The sequence below is a fragment of the Roseibium aggregatum genome, assembly GCF_017309185.1.
Classification (GTDB): Bacteria; Pseudomonadota; Alphaproteobacteria; order Rhizobiales; family Stappiaceae; genus Roseibium; species Roseibium aggregatum_B.
In genome coordinates this window covers 1321080-1336354 of the sequence record NZ_JAEKJZ010000001.1, presented here as the reverse complement: position 1 = coordinate 1336354, position 15275 = coordinate 1321080, and the positions used below count along the sequence as shown (strand labels likewise).

Annotated in this window: 15 protein-coding genes; 2 read left to right on the top strand and 13 right to left on the bottom strand. The window is 61.0% G+C overall.

Annotated elements, in window-relative coordinates; all coding sequences use genetic code 11:
- The 10 genes from ribD to JF539_RS05730 all read right to left on the bottom strand — a co-directional run bounded on the left by ribD (position 1) and on the right by JF539_RS05730 (position 9685).
- On the bottom strand, positions 1–1125 hold the full coding sequence (gene ribD / locus JF539_RS05775) for a bifunctional diaminohydroxyphosphoribosylaminopyrimidine deaminase/5-amino-6-(5-phosphoribosylamino)uracil reductase RibD (RefSeq protein WP_207139372.1): 1125 nt from the start codon (positions 1123–1125) through the stop codon (positions 1–3).
- 19 nt (positions 1126–1144) lie between these two features.
- Complete coding sequence (nrdR, locus tag JF539_RS05770; RefSeq protein ID WP_207139371.1) at positions 1145–1621, bottom strand: transcriptional regulator NrdR; 477 nt, start codon at positions 1619–1621, stop codon at positions 1145–1147.
- A 32-nt stretch (positions 1622–1653) separates the two neighbouring features.
- The gene (gene glyA / locus JF539_RS05765) at positions 1654–2952 is read right to left on the bottom strand and encodes a serine hydroxymethyltransferase (protein WP_209017184.1); all 1299 of its coding nucleotides are present in this window, start codon (positions 2950–2952) and stop codon (positions 1654–1656) included.
- A gap of 207 nt (positions 2953–3159) precedes the next feature.
- On the bottom strand, positions 3160–3387 hold the full coding sequence (locus tag JF539_RS05760) for a DUF6898 family protein (RefSeq protein WP_207139369.1): 228 nt from the start codon (positions 3385–3387) through the stop codon (positions 3160–3162).
- Between the two features lie 205 nt (positions 3388–3592).
- Positions 3593–4900, bottom strand: coding sequence for a L,D-transpeptidase family protein (locus tag JF539_RS05755; protein ID WP_207139368.1), 1308 nt, complete (start codon positions 4898–4900; stop codon positions 3593–3595).
- Positions 4901–5345: 445 nt separating this feature from the next.
- Entirely contained in the window at positions 5346–5861 is a 516-nt protein-coding gene (gene ldtR, locus JF539_RS05750) for a transcriptional regulator LdtR (RefSeq protein ID WP_207139367.1), read from the bottom strand.
- A gap of 153 nt (positions 5862–6014) precedes the next feature.
- The gene (gene mmsB / locus JF539_RS05745) at positions 6015–6911 is read right to left on the bottom strand and encodes a 3-hydroxyisobutyrate dehydrogenase (protein WP_207139366.1); all 897 of its coding nucleotides are present in this window, start codon (positions 6909–6911) and stop codon (positions 6015–6017) included.
- A 95-nt stretch (positions 6912–7006) separates the two neighbouring features.
- Positions 7007–7426 carry a DUF6163 family protein gene (locus JF539_RS05740; protein WP_207139365.1) on the bottom strand — a complete coding sequence of 140 codons (420 nt, stop codon included), beginning with the start codon at positions 7424–7426 and terminating at the stop codon, positions 7007–7009.
- A 33-nt stretch (positions 7427–7459) separates the two neighbouring features.
- Positions 7460–8494 (bottom strand): enoyl-CoA hydratase/isomerase family protein, encoded by a 1035-nt coding sequence (locus JF539_RS05735; RefSeq protein ID WP_207139364.1) that lies wholly within the window; start codon positions 8492–8494, stop codon positions 7460–7462.
- Between the two features lie 51 nt (positions 8495–8545).
- Entirely contained in the window at positions 8546–9685 is a 1140-nt protein-coding gene (locus JF539_RS05730; RefSeq protein ID WP_207139363.1) for an acyl-CoA dehydrogenase family protein, read from the bottom strand.
- Positions 9686–9911: 226 nt separating this feature from the next.
- Here JF539_RS05730 and hemB point away from each other — a divergent pair, with 226 nt between their 5' ends.
- The gene (hemB, locus tag JF539_RS05725) at positions 9912–10949 is read left to right on the top strand and encodes a porphobilinogen synthase (protein WP_207139362.1); all 1038 of its coding nucleotides are present in this window, start codon (positions 9912–9914) and stop codon (positions 10947–10949) included.
- A gap of 97 nt (positions 10950–11046) precedes the next feature.
- Positions 11047–11538 (top strand): RDD family protein, encoded by a 492-nt coding sequence (locus tag JF539_RS05720; RefSeq protein ID WP_207139361.1) that lies wholly within the window; start codon positions 11047–11049, stop codon positions 11536–11538.
- A 21-nt stretch (positions 11539–11559) separates the two neighbouring features.
- Here the strand turns inward: JF539_RS05720 and JF539_RS05715 are convergent, their stop codons facing one another.
- From JF539_RS05715 to JF539_RS05705, 3 genes are all read right to left on the bottom strand, one after another.
- Positions 11560–12348 carry a hypothetical protein gene (locus JF539_RS05715; protein ID WP_207139360.1) on the bottom strand — a complete coding sequence of 263 codons (789 nt, stop codon included), beginning with the start codon at positions 12346–12348 and terminating at the stop codon, positions 11560–11562.
- 74 nt (positions 12349–12422) lie between these two features.
- The gene (locus JF539_RS05710) at positions 12423–13931 is read right to left on the bottom strand and encodes a DUF1254 domain-containing protein (RefSeq protein ID WP_207139359.1); all 1509 of its coding nucleotides are present in this window, start codon (positions 13929–13931) and stop codon (positions 12423–12425) included.
- A gap of 25 nt (positions 13932–13956) precedes the next feature.
- A complete protein-coding gene (locus JF539_RS05705; RefSeq protein ID WP_207139358.1) occupies positions 13957–14955 on the bottom strand; it encodes a DUF1214 domain-containing protein in 999 nt (332 codons plus the stop codon).
- Positions 14956–15275: the final 320 nt, after the last annotated feature.

Genomic DNA, 15275 nt, shown 5'->3' with positions numbered 1-15275 from the left:
TCAGGCCTCGCGCCGTCTGAGATAAGTATAAAGGTCCTCGCCGAACCGGCCGGCAGCGACACGCTCGAATTTGGGGTCTCGGACGACATCCGCAAGAGCGGTCCCGCGCAAAGCGGGAATACCGCCCTGACCAATCTCGACATTGCCCGTGACGACACACAGATCGTCGACGAGATCCGCCTCTAGGAAAGACGCCGCCATGCGCGACCCGCCTTCCAGCATCAGTCGCGTGACGCCACGTGTCGCAAGCGCGCTCAAGAGAACCGAAGGCTTGATGCAGTCCGCCTCGGCCGGAACCCGGATCACGTTGACGCCGGCGGAGGCGAGCCTCTCGATCTTGTCCGGGTCGGCATCGCTGCCGCAAATAAGCCAGACAGGAACCTCCGCACAGGTGCGCACAAGATGGGATTCCAGAGAGAGTCGGGCGCAGCGGTCAACGATCACGCGCACCGGCGAGCGATCGGCAAGTCCCGGGAGGCGACAGGTCAATTGCGGGTCATCCGCAAGGGCCGTGCCCGAGCCGACCATGATCGCGTCGTATTCGGCGCGGAAACCATGCACCTTGCGCATGGACATCGGGCCGGAAATCTTGATCTGCCCCTCACCCGAGCGACCGATAAAGCCGTCCCGGGAGACCGCCAGCTTCAGGAACACATGCGGCCGCTGCTTGAGCTGACGCAGCATGAAGCCGTGGTAAAGCACCTTCATTGCCTTCTCGCGCAGCCCGACCACGACCTCAATCCCTGCGTCTTCAAGCATCTTGACGCCCCGGCCGGCGACGCGCGGATTTGGATCGAGCATGCCGATCACGACCCGTTTCACCCCGGCATTTATCAAGGCCAGCGAGCACGGCGGTGTCCGCCCGTAGTGGGAACAGGGTTCCAGGGTGACGTAACAGGTGGCGCCTTCCGCCTTCTCGCCTGCCTGGGCAAGCGCGTTCACTTCCGCGTGGGCCAAACCCGGCCGTGAGGTGACGCCACGACCCACAAGAACGGGGCCCTCCCCGTCGTCGCGGACGATCAGGGCAGCAACGGAAGGATTGGGCCAGACACGCCCCAGTCCGCGCCGGGCGAGACGTTCGGCGGCCGCCATGAAGCGCTGATCGAGTTGGGAAATGGAAGACATGAAACCGGTCGTAATGAAATCAGGTGTCTTTCAAGGATTGCGCTTCGGAGTCGCTCAGCTCGTCCAGAAGCGCTTCAAAGTCCTTGGCTTCACGGAAATTCTTGTAGACGGAGGCGAAACGGACATAAGCCACATCGTCGATGCCCTTCAGCCCCTCCATGACGTGATTGCCGATGGTCTCCGCGGTGATTTCGCTTTCGCCGGAACTTTCGAGCTGTCGGACAATGCCGCTGACCATGCGTTCGATCCGCTCCGGATCGACCGGTCGCTTGCGCACGGCGATCTGCACCGAGCGCATCAGCTTTTCGCGATCGAAGGGAACGCGGCGCCCGGAGCGCTTGAGCACCATCAGCTCGCGCAGCTGCACGCGCTCGAATGTCGTGAAACGGCCGCCGCAAGTATTGCAGACCCTGCGGCGGCGAATGGCGGTGTTGTCCTCGGTGGGGCGGGAATCCTTGACCTGGGTCTCATCGCCCCCGCAAAACGGACATCTCATGGTTTTTAAAGCTCCTGAGCGAGCCGGCTGTGTTACCCGTAGATCGGGAACCGGGCTGTCAGTGCTTCTACCTTGGCTTTGACCGCTGCTTCAACTGCCGCATTGCCTTCTTCGCTGTTTGCGGCCTTCAAACCGTCCAACACTTCCGTGATCAGAAGACCAACCTCGCGGAATTCCGCAACCCCGAAACCGCGTGTCGTGGCGGCCGGCGTACCGAGACGGATGCCTGACGTGACGAAGGGTTTTTCCGGATCGAACGGGATGCCGTTCTTGTTGCAGGTGATGTTGGCGCGGCCAAGAGCCTTTTCGGCCGACTTGCCGGTCGCGTTCTTCGGGCGCAGGTCGACCAGCATGAGGTGGTTGTCCGTTCCACCGGAGACGATGTCCAGGCCCTGCTCCTTGAGAGCCTCGGCGAGCGCCTTGGCGTTTTCGGCGACCGCGCGGGCATAGGCCTTGAATTCCGGCTGCAGGGCTTCCTTAAAGGCAACGGCCTTGGCTGCGATCACATGCATCAGCGGACCGCCCTGCAGACCCGGGAACACCGCGGAATTGACCTTCTTGGCGATTGCCTCGTCGTTGGTCAGGATCATGCCGCCACGCGGACCGCGCAGGGATTTGTGCGTTGTGGTGGTGACCACGTGGGCGTGGGGAACCGGTGACGGGTGAACACCGCCGGCGACCAGTCCGGCGATATGGGCCATGTCGACCATCAGGTAGGCGCCGATGCTGTCGGCGATTTCACGGAATTTCTTCCAGTCCCAGATACGGGAGTAGGCGGTGCCGCCGGCCAGGATCAGCTTCGGCTTGTGTTCCTGGGCGAGCCGCTCGACTTCTTCCATGTCGAGGAGGTGATCGTCCGCGCGCACGCCGTAAGAGACCACATTGAACCACTTGCCGGACATGTTGACCGGAGACCCGTGGGTCAGGTGGCCGCCGGAATTCAGGTCAAGCCCCATGAAGGTATCGCCCGGCTGCAGCAACGCCAGGAACACCGCCTGGTTCATCTGGCTGCCGGAGTTCGGCTGGACGTTGGCGAACCCACAGCCGAACAGTTCCTTGGCGCGCTCGATGGCAAGCGTTTCGGCGACATCGGCAAACTGGCAGCCACCGTAGTAGCGCTTGCCCGGATAGCCTTCGGCATATTTGTTCGTGAAAACGGAGCCTTGTGCTTCCAGCACCGCCTTGGAGACGATGTTCTCGGAGGCGATCAGTTCGATTTCGTGGCGCTGGCGGCCGAGTTCGTTCTCAATGGTGCCGAAAATGTCCGGATCGACCTCTGCAAGGCTGCTGGTGAAGAAACCGGATTGCAGGGTTTGACCGGAGTTTTCCATCAAAGACATCGCGCCATCCTTGTATTTTGGGCGTGTAACGTAGGCAAGATACGCTCACGCTGTTTCGCTGTCGTTCCAACTCGAGGCGAGGAATTAGCACAGCGCCCCCGAAGAACCAAGGGCTGGAGCGACCCGGCACGATTGGAAAACGACACCGGTATTCCGCCGCTTCGCAGCCAACCGTCTTGCCGCCGTCACGCACCCGGATCAGTACAGGGTCGGGTCGGGTCGTGACCGGGACGCGGCGCTCACCTGCTCCACTCGCCTCTTGAGCTTACGAACCGCCAGGCGTTTCAGATCTTCCTCGGCCGCCGAAACGGGGCCGAATGTCGAGACCTCGATCCCGGTCGCGGCGTCAATCGCGGTGACCTTGACCTGCTGTCCGACCTGCCGGAATTCAAGATAGATCTCACCGGGCCGCGGCTCGCGACTCATCATGCGTCTCCCAAGTCAGAGAATGTCTCTAGAGCAAATCTCGTTTTATCGGAACGCTTTTCGCTGTCTGAAATCAGAGATTTCAACGCGAATAGCGATACAAGATATTTCCAATTAAACGCGACACGCTCTAGAAGACACGAAACGCCGGCCTTCGCAAGACCGGCGTTTCCAGACGTCGCAAGGGCTCCGGACCTTCCGGGCCTCAGAGGCGCGCCTGCGTTTCGGCGGCGTAGAGATCGTCCCGGTCGTAGATGTCCTCGCGGAAATGGATCACACCATCCGCGTTTGCCCAGGCCGTGATATAGGTGAAGTAGACCGGAATGGAGCTTTTGAGTTTGACGTCTTCCCGCTCGCCGGTCCGGATAACGGAATCGACGCGGCCACGGTCCCAGTCCGGCGTTGTGGACTGCAAAAGCCAGGTCACCAGTTCGCGTACGTTCTGAACGCGCACGCAGCCGGAGGAGTGGAAACGCTTGTCCTCGCCGAAAAGGGTCTTGGACGGCGTGTCATGCATATAGACTTGGTGCTTGTTGTGGAAGTTGATCCGCACCTGTCCGAGTGAATTCTCGGCGCCGGGGTCCTGTGTGAAGCGGTACTGGGTTGCCTCGTCGGTGTTCCAGTCGATCTGCTGCCAGGACAGCTCGTTGCCGTGCCAGTCGAAGATACGGATGTTGTTCCGGGCCAGGTATTCCGGATCTTCCTTCATCTTCGGGATCAGATCCTTTCTGATGATGGACACCGGAACCGTCCAGTAGGGATTGAAATTCAGCTCGTAGATCTTGCTGTTCAGGATCGGCGTCTGACGGTCGATCTTGCCGACGACGGCCGTGTGGCGCGAACGGACCCGGCCGTTTTCGACCGCCTCGATTTCCGCAGCCGGAATATTCACCATGACGTAGCGGTCCCCAAGGAACCCGGACATGGAGCGCATGCGGATCAGGTTGGTTTCAAGCTGGCTCAGACGCACTTGCGCGGAAACATTGAGCGCCCGCACGGTCGATTCGCCCATCACCCCGTCAGGAATGAGCCCGTGGCGGAGCTGGAAGCGGCGCAGGGCGGAATCGACGTAGGAATCGAACGTGTTGGAAAGCCCGGCCTGCTGCTCCAGATCGCCGGAGGCAATCAGGCGCCGGCGCAATTCGACGACACGGGGGTCTTTGGCTCCGATCCGCAGCGCCTTGCCGCCGCCGGTCACGGTCCCCCAGCCACCCGCTTGAACAATGCGTTGATAGCGATCGATGGCGACGGCGATATAGTTGGCGGTCTCCGGCGACAGCGTCGGAGCGGAAGAGTTTACTTCCGTGATGTTTTCCGTCGCGATGTCGAAATTGTCCGCCCATTCCACCTTCTGGCGGTTCTGCTGCAGGGACTGCAGAGCGGTTTGAGCGGAAGCAGCCGGGCCGGCCAGCAGCGGCACGGCCAATCCGATAGCCCAGAGGCCCTTGAGCACATGGCTCCCGCGTCCGGCGAGGCCAGTCACATTGTCGAACGATCCGGATAGAAGCTTCATTACCGATCCCATATTGCCAGCGTCTCTAGCGTTTTCGTCTCATCCCGGCCCTCTCGCGGTCAAATTCCGTGAAAAGAGGATCCGGTCACCTTCAGGGCGCCCACCCTGCCCGCTCCTGGCGATTGCCCGAAAGCAGACCGAGCCGGTGTTCCGGAACGAAAGCTTGCAACGCGCCTTGCCGTTCCTCGACGTCCCACTCTTAACGGAAGGGGGTAAACAAACGCTTGGCTTGGCCACTTGTCTTCTGGAAGAGCGCACAAAGCCATTGCAATGTGACCACAAAATGTCAGCAAGTTTCCGCCGTTGTCCCGGCCCCGACCTTTGGAAGAGTATTTCGAGCAGTTTCGGTAAATTTAAATGCAAAACCGCGTGAGGTCGGAAAAAACATAAAAAAAGGCACCGCCCGGGGGCGATGCCTTTGTCATCCGAATGTGCCGCGAAAAACTTAAAGGCGGTAGAGAATCTGGTCGGTCCAGAACCGCTCGAGACGGCGCAGGGACTTGTTCAAGGCAACGAAGTCCTCGGGACCGATTTCACCGACCTGTTCCACCGACAGGATATGGCGTTCGTACAGATCGTTGACGATCTGTGCCACTTCCTGCCCTTTGTCCGTCAGGCTTACGCGGACCGACCGGCGGTCCATGCGCGAACGCTGATGGTGAATGTAGCCGGTTTCCACCAGTTTCTTCAGATTGTAGGAAACGTTCGAGCCGAGATAATAGCCGCGTGTGCGCAGCTCTCCCGCGGTCAGTTCGCTGTCGCCGATGTTGAACAGCAGCAGTGCCTGCACGCTGTTGACATCGGAACGTCCCATCCGGTCGAACTCGTCCTTGATGACGTCGAGAAGACGACGATGCAGCCGCTCGACGAGCGTTAGGGCTTCAAGATAGAGCGGTTTGATTTCCGCATCTTCCTCTTCGCCCTGAGCAACAGTGTCGACTGCCCTACTTGCGGTGATCATTTGATTGCGCCTCGTATAGTTCCTGTCTTTCGACGGATATTTTCCCGCCTTGATACGCAATCTAACCGAGTGTTTCTAAAATCCGCTTAAGAGACACGCTGAATCATCGGTTAACTTTTGACGAGCTGTTTAGAGGCCTCGTTAGGATCCTGTTTACGTTTGCGACCCACGCAGGAACTTGACGATGCCGGAGAAATCGAGGTCGTTCCCTCCGGAGTTGCAAAACAGCGTGTAAAGGGCGGCCGCCTCCGCGCCAAGCGGCGTCGCGGCTCCCGATGTCCCGGCTGCTTCCTGTGCCAGCTTCAGATCCTTGAGCATCATCGCCGCGGCAAAGCCGGGCTGATAGTCCCTGTTGGCGGGAGAGGCCGGCAAAGGCCCCGGGACCGGACAATAAGATGTCAGCGACCAGCACTGGCCGGACGCGGTCGAGGAGATATCGAACAGCTTCTGCGCTTCCAGGCCGAGTTTTTCCGCTAGAACGAAGGCCTCGCTCACGCCGATCATCGAAATGCCCAGGATCATGTTGTTGCAGATCTTGGCTGCCTGGCCGTTGCCCGCGCCGCCCGCGTGAACGATGGTCTTGCCCATGATGTCGAGATAGGGCCTGGCGGCTTCATACGCCTCGTCGGTACCGCCAACCATGAACGTAAGCGTTCCGCCGGCCGCGCCCGCGACACCACCGGAGACCGGAGCATCGACCATGATCATTTCCATATCCGCCGCGGCCGCGCTCACCGCGCGCGCGCTGTCGACGTCGATGGTGGAGCTGTCGATCAGAAGCGTACCGGCTTTCGCGTTGTCCAGAATGCCGCCCTCGCCCTGATAGATCTGGCGCACATGTTTTCCGGCCGGCAGCATGGTGACGACCACATCGGCGGCGGCAGCCAGTTCCGCCACGCTTGCGGCTTTTTTCCCACCCGCACCCACGAACGCCGCCACGGCGGCTTCGGAGAGATCGAAGCCTAGAACCGTATGGCCCGCCTTGACGAGATTGACCGCCATCGGTCCGCCCATGTTGCCAAGACCGATGAACCCGACTGTGCTTGCCATGATTTCCTCCCAAGAAGTTTTTGCGATGATTTTGAATCTGTTGACCGGTTTTCTTCGTCCGCTTTTGAAGGCCCTTCAAGAACCGGGTGAAAACGTCAGCCCGTATGTGCCCGGTTTTCCCTCTCCATGAGCACAGCCAGCGCCGCGTAGATCGCGATGGTCAGCAGATAAAAGGCGATTTCGTAAGGCCTGCGACCGTAAAGATCCGAAAACGCGGTGTGCATGACGATCTGACAGGCGCAGCGGAACAGCCACATCACCGTTCCCCAGGATACGGTCAGCCATAGTCCGGTTGCCGCGACGAGGTCGAGAACGGCGAAAAACACGATCGCGCCCTGCAGCGCGATAGACATCTCCCAGAACCACTGCCCGCGCCATTCGACAATGCCGATAATTCGAGCCCAGTAGATCACGCCGCCGGCAAACAGAATGACGGAAATCCCCCTGAGATAGAGGATGAGGACATTGCTCCAGGGTGGCCGGGCATCAATCAGGTCCTGAAAGCTTGTGATCATGAGCGGTCCGGTTCCGGGTTGATGGAGTCCGGCCTAAAGCGGAAGGTCTCCGTCTGCCGGCTCCTCGAAATACGACGCCAGATCGGAACTGTCTACTTCACTTATGAGCGAAGGCGACCATTTCGGCGCATGGTCCTTGTCGACAAGGACCGCACGGACGCCCTCGAAGAAATCGTTCCCCTGAAGGATCCGGGAGACGATCCGGTACTCGAGCTTCATGCACTCTTCGAAGCTCAGGGATCCGCCGCGTTGCATCTCTTCGAAGGCTATCAGGACGCTTGTCGGCGACTTGCCATTGATGGCCTTGAGCGTTTCCCCGGCAAAGTCATGCGTGGAGGCTTCCAGCCGTTCCAGAATCGCCGCGACGCTTTCACCTGAAAAGATCTCCTCGATGAGATCCAGATTTTGGGTAATCGGGCCTCGTTCCGGAACGATCAGATGCGGGGCGATCGCCGCGCCGATGTCGTCAGCCGTTTCCAAGGCCTGCTCAATATCGGCCAGCGAATCCGTGCTTACGGCATGGGTGAGCACGCCAGTCGCCAGCGCGTCGCCCTGCTTCAGCCGCCCGGCGCTCAAGGCGCAATAGACGCCGCTCTTCCTCGGCATGCGGGGCAGAAAATAACTGCCGCCGACATCGGGGAAGAAACCGATCCCCGTTTCCGGCATGGCAAACATGGTCTTTTCCGTGCCGATCCGATGGCTGCCGTGGACGGATACGCCGACACCACCGCCCATCACGATACCGTCGATCAGGGAAATATAGGGCTTTGGAAAGGACTTGATCTGGGCGTTCAGGATGTATTCGTCGCCGAAGAACCTGCTCAGACCCTCGGTCCGGCCCTCCATGCGGGCATCGTAGATGCTGCGAATGTCGCCGCCGGCGCAAAAGGCCTTGTCGCCCGCCCCCTTGACCACAACATGCGCGACCGAAGGATCGTCCGCCCATTGGGTCAATCGGCCGGCAAGCGCCTTGACCATTCCGTGGCTCAGGGCATTCAGCGCCTTCGGCCGGTTCAGGATCGCAACCCCGGCCTTGCCGCGCTTTTCAAACAGGATCTCGTCGCTCACGATACCTCACAAAACAAGAGTCATTTCAAAAGTCAGGCCCGGCCGGCTCACTCAATCCTTCAACAGCTGGCGGGCAATGATCAGACGCATGATTTCGTTGGTGCCTTCCAGGATCTGGTGCACGCGGACATCGCGGAAATAGCGCTCGATCGGATAGTCGCGCAGATAGCCGTAACCACCGTGAAGCTGCAGCGCGTCGTTGACCACCTGAAAGCCTGTGTCGGTGGCTAGCCGCTTGGCCATGGCCGCCAGTTTTGTGGCGTCGTGGGCTTTCGCGTCCACGGCGGTTGCCGCCTTGTGGAGCAGCAAACGCGCCGCCTCCAGTTCCGTCGCCATATCCGCCAGGCGGAACTGCAACGCCTGGAACTCCGCGATCGGCCGGCCGAATTGCTTGCGTTCCTGCACATAGGCGAGCGCGTAGTCCAGACAGGCCTGCGCGGCACCGATCGAACAGGCCCCTATGTTCAGGCGTCCGCCGTCGAGCGCGGACATGGCGATCTTGAAGCCCTGTCCTTCCGCGTCGATGAGATTGCTTTTGGGGACCCGGCAATCCTGAAAGTTGACCTGGGCGGTCGGCTGGCTCTTCCAGCCTAGCTTGACCTCGTTGGCGCCGAAACTGAGACCGGGCGTCCCCTTTTCGACCAGAAGACAGGACACGCCGGATGCGCCTTCGTCGCCGGTGCGGACCATGACCGCATAGAGGTCGCTGACCCCACCTCCGGAAATAAAGGCCTTGGAGCCGTTCAGAATGTAATGGTCGCCATCGTCCCTTGCGCTGGTGCGCAGGCTCGCGGCGTCGGAGCCCGAGCCCGGCTCGGTCAGGCAGTAGCTGGTGAATATCTCCATGGCGCAGATCCGCGACAGGTATTTCTGACGCAAGTCCTCCGAACCATAGGTGTCGATGATCCAGGCAACCATGTTGTGAATGGAAATATAGGCGGCCGTGGATGTGCAGCCCCGGGCCAGCTCCTCGAAAATCAGCGTTGCGTCCAGGCGGGTCAGCGCCGAACCGCCGACATCTTCCCTGACATAGATCCCGCCGAACCCGAGTTCCGCCGCCTTGCGCAGGGTGTCGATCGGGAACGTGCTGTCCTCGTCCCAGGCCTTGGCATGGGGCGCCAACTCGTCGCGCGAGAAGGATGCGGCCATATCCTTGAAGGCGCGCTGGTCCTCATTCAGTGCAAAGTCCATCTTGTCCTCCCCTCCTCCGCAGACGTCACGAAGGCCAAGGCTGGTCGCCTTGGATATTTTCCTCAGCACGCACTTAAGCAGATTTGACGCGAACGTCAAACAATCTATTTTTCTTCTTTTTTTTCAGTCGTTTTACAGAGAGTTGGAATGGGTGCATCCGCATGATAGATTGGCGCCGCTTCCCAAAGCGAAACAGATTTCAGTCCTTAGCGAACAGGCTCGTTTCATGACGTCCACCCCACCGCTGCCGCGAATTACCTCCGATCACATGGACTCCATTCTGGCCGGCACCCGCATGCGCCGCAACCGGCGCACCGACTGGTCTCGCCGGCTGGTGCGCGAAAACGTGCTGACCGTGGACGATCTGATCTGGCCGATCTTTCTGACGGACGGAACGAACGCCCGCCAACCGGTCGCCTCCATGCCCGGCGTGTTCCGTCTGTCTGTCGATGAAGCGGTTCGCGAAGCCAACCGGGCCGCGGAGCTCGGCATTCCGGCTCTTGCCCTGTTTCCCTACACCGATCCCGATCTCCGGGACGAGACCGGCTCGGAAGCACTCAACCCGGAAAACCTCACCTGCCGCGCCCTGCAGGCAATCAAGGCGGAAGGACTGAACCTCGGCCTGATGACCGATGTCGCGCTCGATCCCTATACCAGCCACGGCCATGACGGGCTGATGGAGGGGGAAACGATCCTCAACGACGAGACGGTCGATCAGCTTTGCCGGCAGGCGCTGGTCCAGGCGGACGCGGGCTCGGACGTGATCGCGCCCTCCGACATGATGGACGGCCGCATCGCCGCGATTCGCCAATCGCTGGACCTTCACGGTCATCGCGACGTGCAGATCATGGCTTATGCGGCGAAATACGCCTCCGCATTCTACGGGCCTTTCCGCGATGCGGTCGGCTCCTCGGGAACGCTGAAGGGTGACAAGCGCACCTATCAGATGGATCCGGCCAATACGGACGAGGCGCTGCGGGAGACGGAACTCGACATCACAGAAGGCGCGGACATGGTCATGGTCAAGCCCGGCATGCCCTATCTCGACGTCGTCCGGCGCATCAGGGATGAATTCCAGGTACCGACCTACGCCTACCAGGTCTCCGGTGAATACGCGATGATCAAGGCGGCAAGCGCCAACGGCTGGCTCGACGGCGACCGTGCGATGCTGGAAAGCCTTCTGGCCTTCAAGCGCGCCGGCGCCGACGGCATCCTGACCTATTTCGCGCCGATGGTCGCCTCATTCCTGGCCGGCGACAAATGAGGGCCGGCTCGCCTTGCCTTCCGGGGCAAGGCGCAATTTGCCAAATCGTTCACCAGTCCCCACATTGAGGTCATCGCCACGACGGGAGCGGGATGACATGTCGGCAGAATATACTTCAGATTACACACGCCAGGACGTGTTCGATCCGCTGCGCAATCCGGAGCTCTTTTCCGGCGTGCGCAGCCGGCGGATGTTCGCTTTTTGCGTCGACGTGATCGTTATCGCCATCCTGACGTTTCTCGCCGGCATCGTGGTGTTTTTCCTCGGGATCTTCACCCTCGGGCTTGGCTTCATGCTTTACGCCATCCTGCCGACGGCGGTCGCACTCCTTTATGTCGCCTTTACTCTAGGCGGTCCGCAAGCCTCCACCTTCGGCATGCGCTCCATGGGACTCGAAATGCGCCTCTGGTACGGCGCCAGGCCCTATCCGCTGCTGGCCGCGATCCACGCGCTGCTGTTCTGGTTTTCCATTTCCCTCCTGACGCCGCTGGTGCTGCTGGTGTCGCTCTTTTCCGACCGCAAACGCCTGTTGCACGACATCGTTCTCGGCGTTGTCGTGGTCAATTCAGATGCGGTTCGCGGGATGTAGAGACTCACGCCCAATTCGCTGTCAGAAGCGGAACACGAGACCGGCCACCGGTCCCTGCTGGACGACATCGTAGACGAACCCGTCGCTGCTGTAGTCGACGCCGTTGGCGCGGTAGCCGAGGTAGCTGGAAATGCGGCCGTTGAAGTTGTAGCCGGCCCCGCCCATGACATCCCAGACCAGATCCGACTGTCCGGCGCCCGCATAGGCCCAACCGGACATGTAGAATTTCGGAGTGAAATCGAACCTGGCGCGAACCCCCGCCAGACCGTCGGCCCAGGTATCTGAGTCGCTGCGCGTCCTCCCGTTCAGCAGTCCGCCGGAAAAGGCGAGTTCCGTCTCGGCGGAAAGAACCTGCAGCCCGGCGTGAGCGTCGAGGCGGAAGCGGCCGGTATCCACCAGTTCATAGCCGCCGAGCAGAACGCCGCGAATGGACGTGCTGGTCGTCTCGACCGAGTTCGCGAAAATACCGAGCGGCGTATCGGAGCTGGATGAGGTCCTGACATAGCTGAGATCCGTCGAGACGATGAACCGGTCATAGCGGATTTCGGCGACCGCCATCAGACCGACATCGAGCGAGGACAGCACATCGCCGATGGATTCACTCATACTGACGGGCGGCAGCCCGAACTGGCCGACGTCGCCGCCGATCCCCGCCGTCCAGATATAGGGCGCGAAGGTGAACTGCCATCTGGAGGGCGTCGCGGGCGGAGGCGGTGTCGCGACGGTCGGCCCGGCGAGATCCGCGGCATGGCCCGGCGATGCGATCGCGGCGAGCAGTCCGAAGGCGAACAATATCCTGCTGCGTGTCATTGAAAGTCCCAGTACAAATTCAGTCTTGCAAAACCCAAACTGCCCACTCCGGCGCGCAATGACCGGAACCGGCTTTACTCAACGCGCTCCAGGTCGCCCGGCTTCCAGGTCTTGTCGAACCAGGGGTCGAGAGGGCCATAGAGCCTCAGAATGACGGCGTAGCCTTCGCCCGGCATGGTCTGTACCCAGAGGTCTTCCCTGCCCTCCGGCGGCTCCGGGCCGAACCAGACCGTATAGGACCCGTCCTCGTCCGCCGTGACGCCTTCAAGGGTGCTGTCGAGACCGGCCAGACGCTGGTCGGTCTCCAGCATCGAGCGGTGCTGGGTCGAGTAGACGACGAAGGACCAGAAATCTTTCGCCGGCACCGGGCCCGGAAGGGTGACCTTGTAGGTCTTGCCACCGTCGAGGTAGGCGCCGGTCGCGTCGTGCGGCGTGAAGGCATAGACGGAGCCGGTGCCGACCTGCGGCGCCGCCATCGCCGGGGTGATGCCGGTCGCGACATAGTGAAACATCGTCCGATCGTCGAGGCCGAGCGCGCCATTGTCCATGAACTCGTGACTGCCGCCGACAAAGCTCGTGAACCATTGCCGGTCCGGATAATAATAGTAGCGGTCCCGGTCGCGCGGGCGGAAGGCGAGCGCGCGGGCCGTCGCGTTTCCGACGGCGGCCGCGTCGGCGAGAATCTTCTTCATCCGAGCATCCGGCTCGAACGGCACGTCCTTCTTGATGCCGATCGACGCGAATAGGCCGGCGATCTCCGGGTCGAACGCATCGCCCGGCTCATTCTGGACGACCGCGTTCAACTCGTCGAAATAGGTCGCGTCATTGGCATGGATGGTATTCATCTTCCTGCCCGACAAATCCACAAAGACCTGCTCGGGAGGCGACGCGGCTTCCGCAAGAAGATATGCCTTCGTCCCCGCCTTGACGCCGGCAACCGCGGCCTCGAGGCCGGCATCCGTCACGAAGGCCCGGGCAAACAGCCAATGCAGGTTGGTCCGGGTGCGAATGACATAATAGCCAAGCGCGGGAACCGGTCCGTCATAATGCGGCGGCAGGAACAGGTAGCGTCCTCCGCGGCCCTGGTCGGGGCCGGTGACGCCGATATCGGTATCCCAGCGAAAGAAGGCGTCGTCGACAGCACCCAGCAGTCCCGGAGCCACTTCCACGACAACCGGCCCCTGCTTCAGGTCGAGACAGGTCGTGACGTAGACGGTTGTCGAGTTCGCGGTAAGCCAGAGCGAACGCGCATCGAGAAGATCCTCGCTGATACCAACAGCGTGCGCCGGCATGCCGGCATCCTCATAACCGCTGCACAAAGCGTAGACCGAGGCCGCCGGCATGCCACTCAGGAAGGCTTCAACACCGCGCGAAAAGTCCAGATTGTCGTATACCTTCCGGACGGTCTCCTCGTCGGGCAGGCCATCGAAAAATCTGAGCGTGCCGAGCGGTCCGGTCTCGACCGTTTCGGGCGTTCGGACGGACGCAGGCACATCGGCGGCGTATGTCTGGGCCTTGGCGGCGGGTGCGCTCGCAAGAAGGCCGACGGCGACAAGCGGCGCTGCAATCGAAAACGGTGTCATTCTGGAAAATCCCCTTGCCTGCGGGTCATTGGGCCGGAACCGGCTCCGGGAACACCCAGGACCCGTCGAGAATTTCGGCGCGCGGCCGGTACATGCGCACCGCGTAGTTCCATCCCTCCGGCACCGGCAGGCAGTTCACCCGGTCGTCGCCGCAACCGCCGAAATTGACGGTGTAGGAGCCGTCGCCGTTGGGCTTGGCGGTGACGTTGTTGTAGCTGTAGGCGTTCAGCTCGTTGGGCTCCAGAAATCCGTCGGCGTTATAGACCGTGATCGACCAGAAGGCGTCGACCGGAACGTCCTTGACCGTCACCGTGTAAGGGGTGCCGGACGCGTCGCCGACGCCCTTCGCCTCATAATAAGCTTCCGATTTCGGCAAGCCGCCCCAGCCGGCGATTGCACCGACGAGATGATCGACCGGTCTCGTTTCCTCCCGCGAGCCGAAAGCATCCACCGAGGAGAATCCAAGTATCGCGATCTGGTTAATTGCATCGCGCGCGCTCTGAAGCTGCTCCTGATCCCAGTTCGGCGCGACGAAGGGACCCGCCCCGCCGCCAACCGCCTTCATCTCGTCCTGAATGGCGTGAACGGCAGCGATGTCCTTTTCGTCGTTCGGATCGACAAAGGTGCGCACGAGGATCTGGGCGAAGCGGCTGCCGACCTTGTCCTGCGTCAGAACATGCTCGCCCGGCTCCTTCAGGACAAACATGTAATGATCCTGGTTGATGACCTGGAAACTGATATAGCGCCCACCCGCATCAGGGATTGTCACCGTGACGGGCTCGGACAGGTCCAGCAACACTGCGGAGTAGATCGTATCACGGTTCGAGCGGATGACTGTTTGCGCGTCGACCGGCGTCAGCTCGCGGATGTGCAAGAAGGTGTTGAATGCCCCGCCGGCCTGGTCAAGGGTCGTTCGAAAAGCAGTGTCGGTCTCCGCCCTCACGATTGTATCGAGGGTGACGGGTTCAACCGCCGCGGCCGTGGAGGCTGCCAGGGAAAAAACAAAAGTGAGAAAAAACCGCATGACTTCAACTCCAAAACCGCGTTCGGACGTGCGGCGCGAAGAACCGAACCTCCAGGGAGCCCGACCGCTTCGGAAGGGGAAAACAATCAAGCCAATGCACTGATCGGGCAGAGACACCGGACGCCACCCTCGCGCCGTGACCTGTTTGTTCAACTCTCTTCCTCCCAACGCATGCCCGGCTCAGTTGACCGTGGGGAAAATTAGGCCCTATTCAACACGCTCCGGTAATCATTTTGCGACATTTCCCCCAGCCCCCGTATTTCTGCGTATGATCCCGGAGGCAGGCCGGTTTAGCAGAGCGCCGGACAGGATTGCCGCGA

What these genes read in the sequence shown, in the direction of transcription:
- nrdR (WP_207139371.1), bottom strand. Translation starts at nt 1,621, where the DNA reads ATGAGATGTCCGTTTTGCGGGGGCGATGAGACCCAGGTCAAGGATTCC.
- JF539_RS05705 (WP_207139358.1), bottom strand. Translation starts at nt 14,955, where the DNA reads ATGCGGTTTTTTCTCACTTTTGTTTTTTCCCTGGCAGCCTCCACGGCC.
- mmsB (WP_207139366.1), bottom strand. Translation starts at nt 6,911, where the DNA reads ATGGCAAGCACAGTCGGGTTCATCGGTCTTGGCAACATGGGCGGACCG.
- JF539_RS05715 (WP_207139360.1), bottom strand. Translation starts at nt 12,348, where the DNA reads ATGACACGCAGCAGGATATTGTTCGCCTTCGGACTGCTCGCCGCGATC.
- glyA (WP_209017184.1), bottom strand. Translation starts at nt 2,952, where the DNA reads ATGGAAAACTCCGGTCAAACCCTGCAATCCGGTTTCTTCACCAGCAGC.
- JF539_RS05740 (WP_207139365.1), bottom strand. Translation starts at nt 7,426, where the DNA reads ATGATCACAAGCTTTCAGGACCTGATTGATGCCCGGCCACCCTGGAGC.
- ldtR (WP_207139367.1), bottom strand. Translation starts at nt 5,861, where the DNA reads ATGATCACCGCAAGTAGGGCAGTCGACACTGTTGCTCAGGGCGAAGAG.
- JF539_RS05710 (WP_207139359.1), bottom strand. Translation starts at nt 13,931, where the DNA reads ATGACACCGTTTTCGATTGCAGCGCCGCTTGTCGCCGTCGGCCTTCTT.
- hemB (WP_207139362.1), top strand. Translation starts at nt 9,912, where the DNA reads ATGACGTCCACCCCACCGCTGCCGCGAATTACCTCCGATCACATGGAC.
- ribD (WP_207139372.1), bottom strand. Translation starts at nt 1,125, where the DNA reads ATGTCTTCCATTTCCCAACTCGATCAGCGCTTCATGGCGGCCGCCGAA.
- JF539_RS05720 (WP_207139361.1), top strand. Translation starts at nt 11,047, where the DNA reads ATGTCGGCAGAATATACTTCAGATTACACACGCCAGGACGTGTTCGAT.
- JF539_RS05760 (WP_207139369.1), bottom strand. Translation starts at nt 3,387, where the DNA reads ATGAGTCGCGAGCCGCGGCCCGGTGAGATCTATCTTGAATTCCGGCAG.
- JF539_RS05730 (WP_207139363.1), bottom strand. Translation starts at nt 9,685, where the DNA reads ATGGACTTTGCACTGAATGAGGACCAGCGCGCCTTCAAGGATATGGCC.
- JF539_RS05755 (WP_207139368.1), bottom strand. Translation starts at nt 4,900, where the DNA reads ATGAAGCTTCTATCCGGATCGTTCGACAATGTGACTGGCCTCGCCGGA.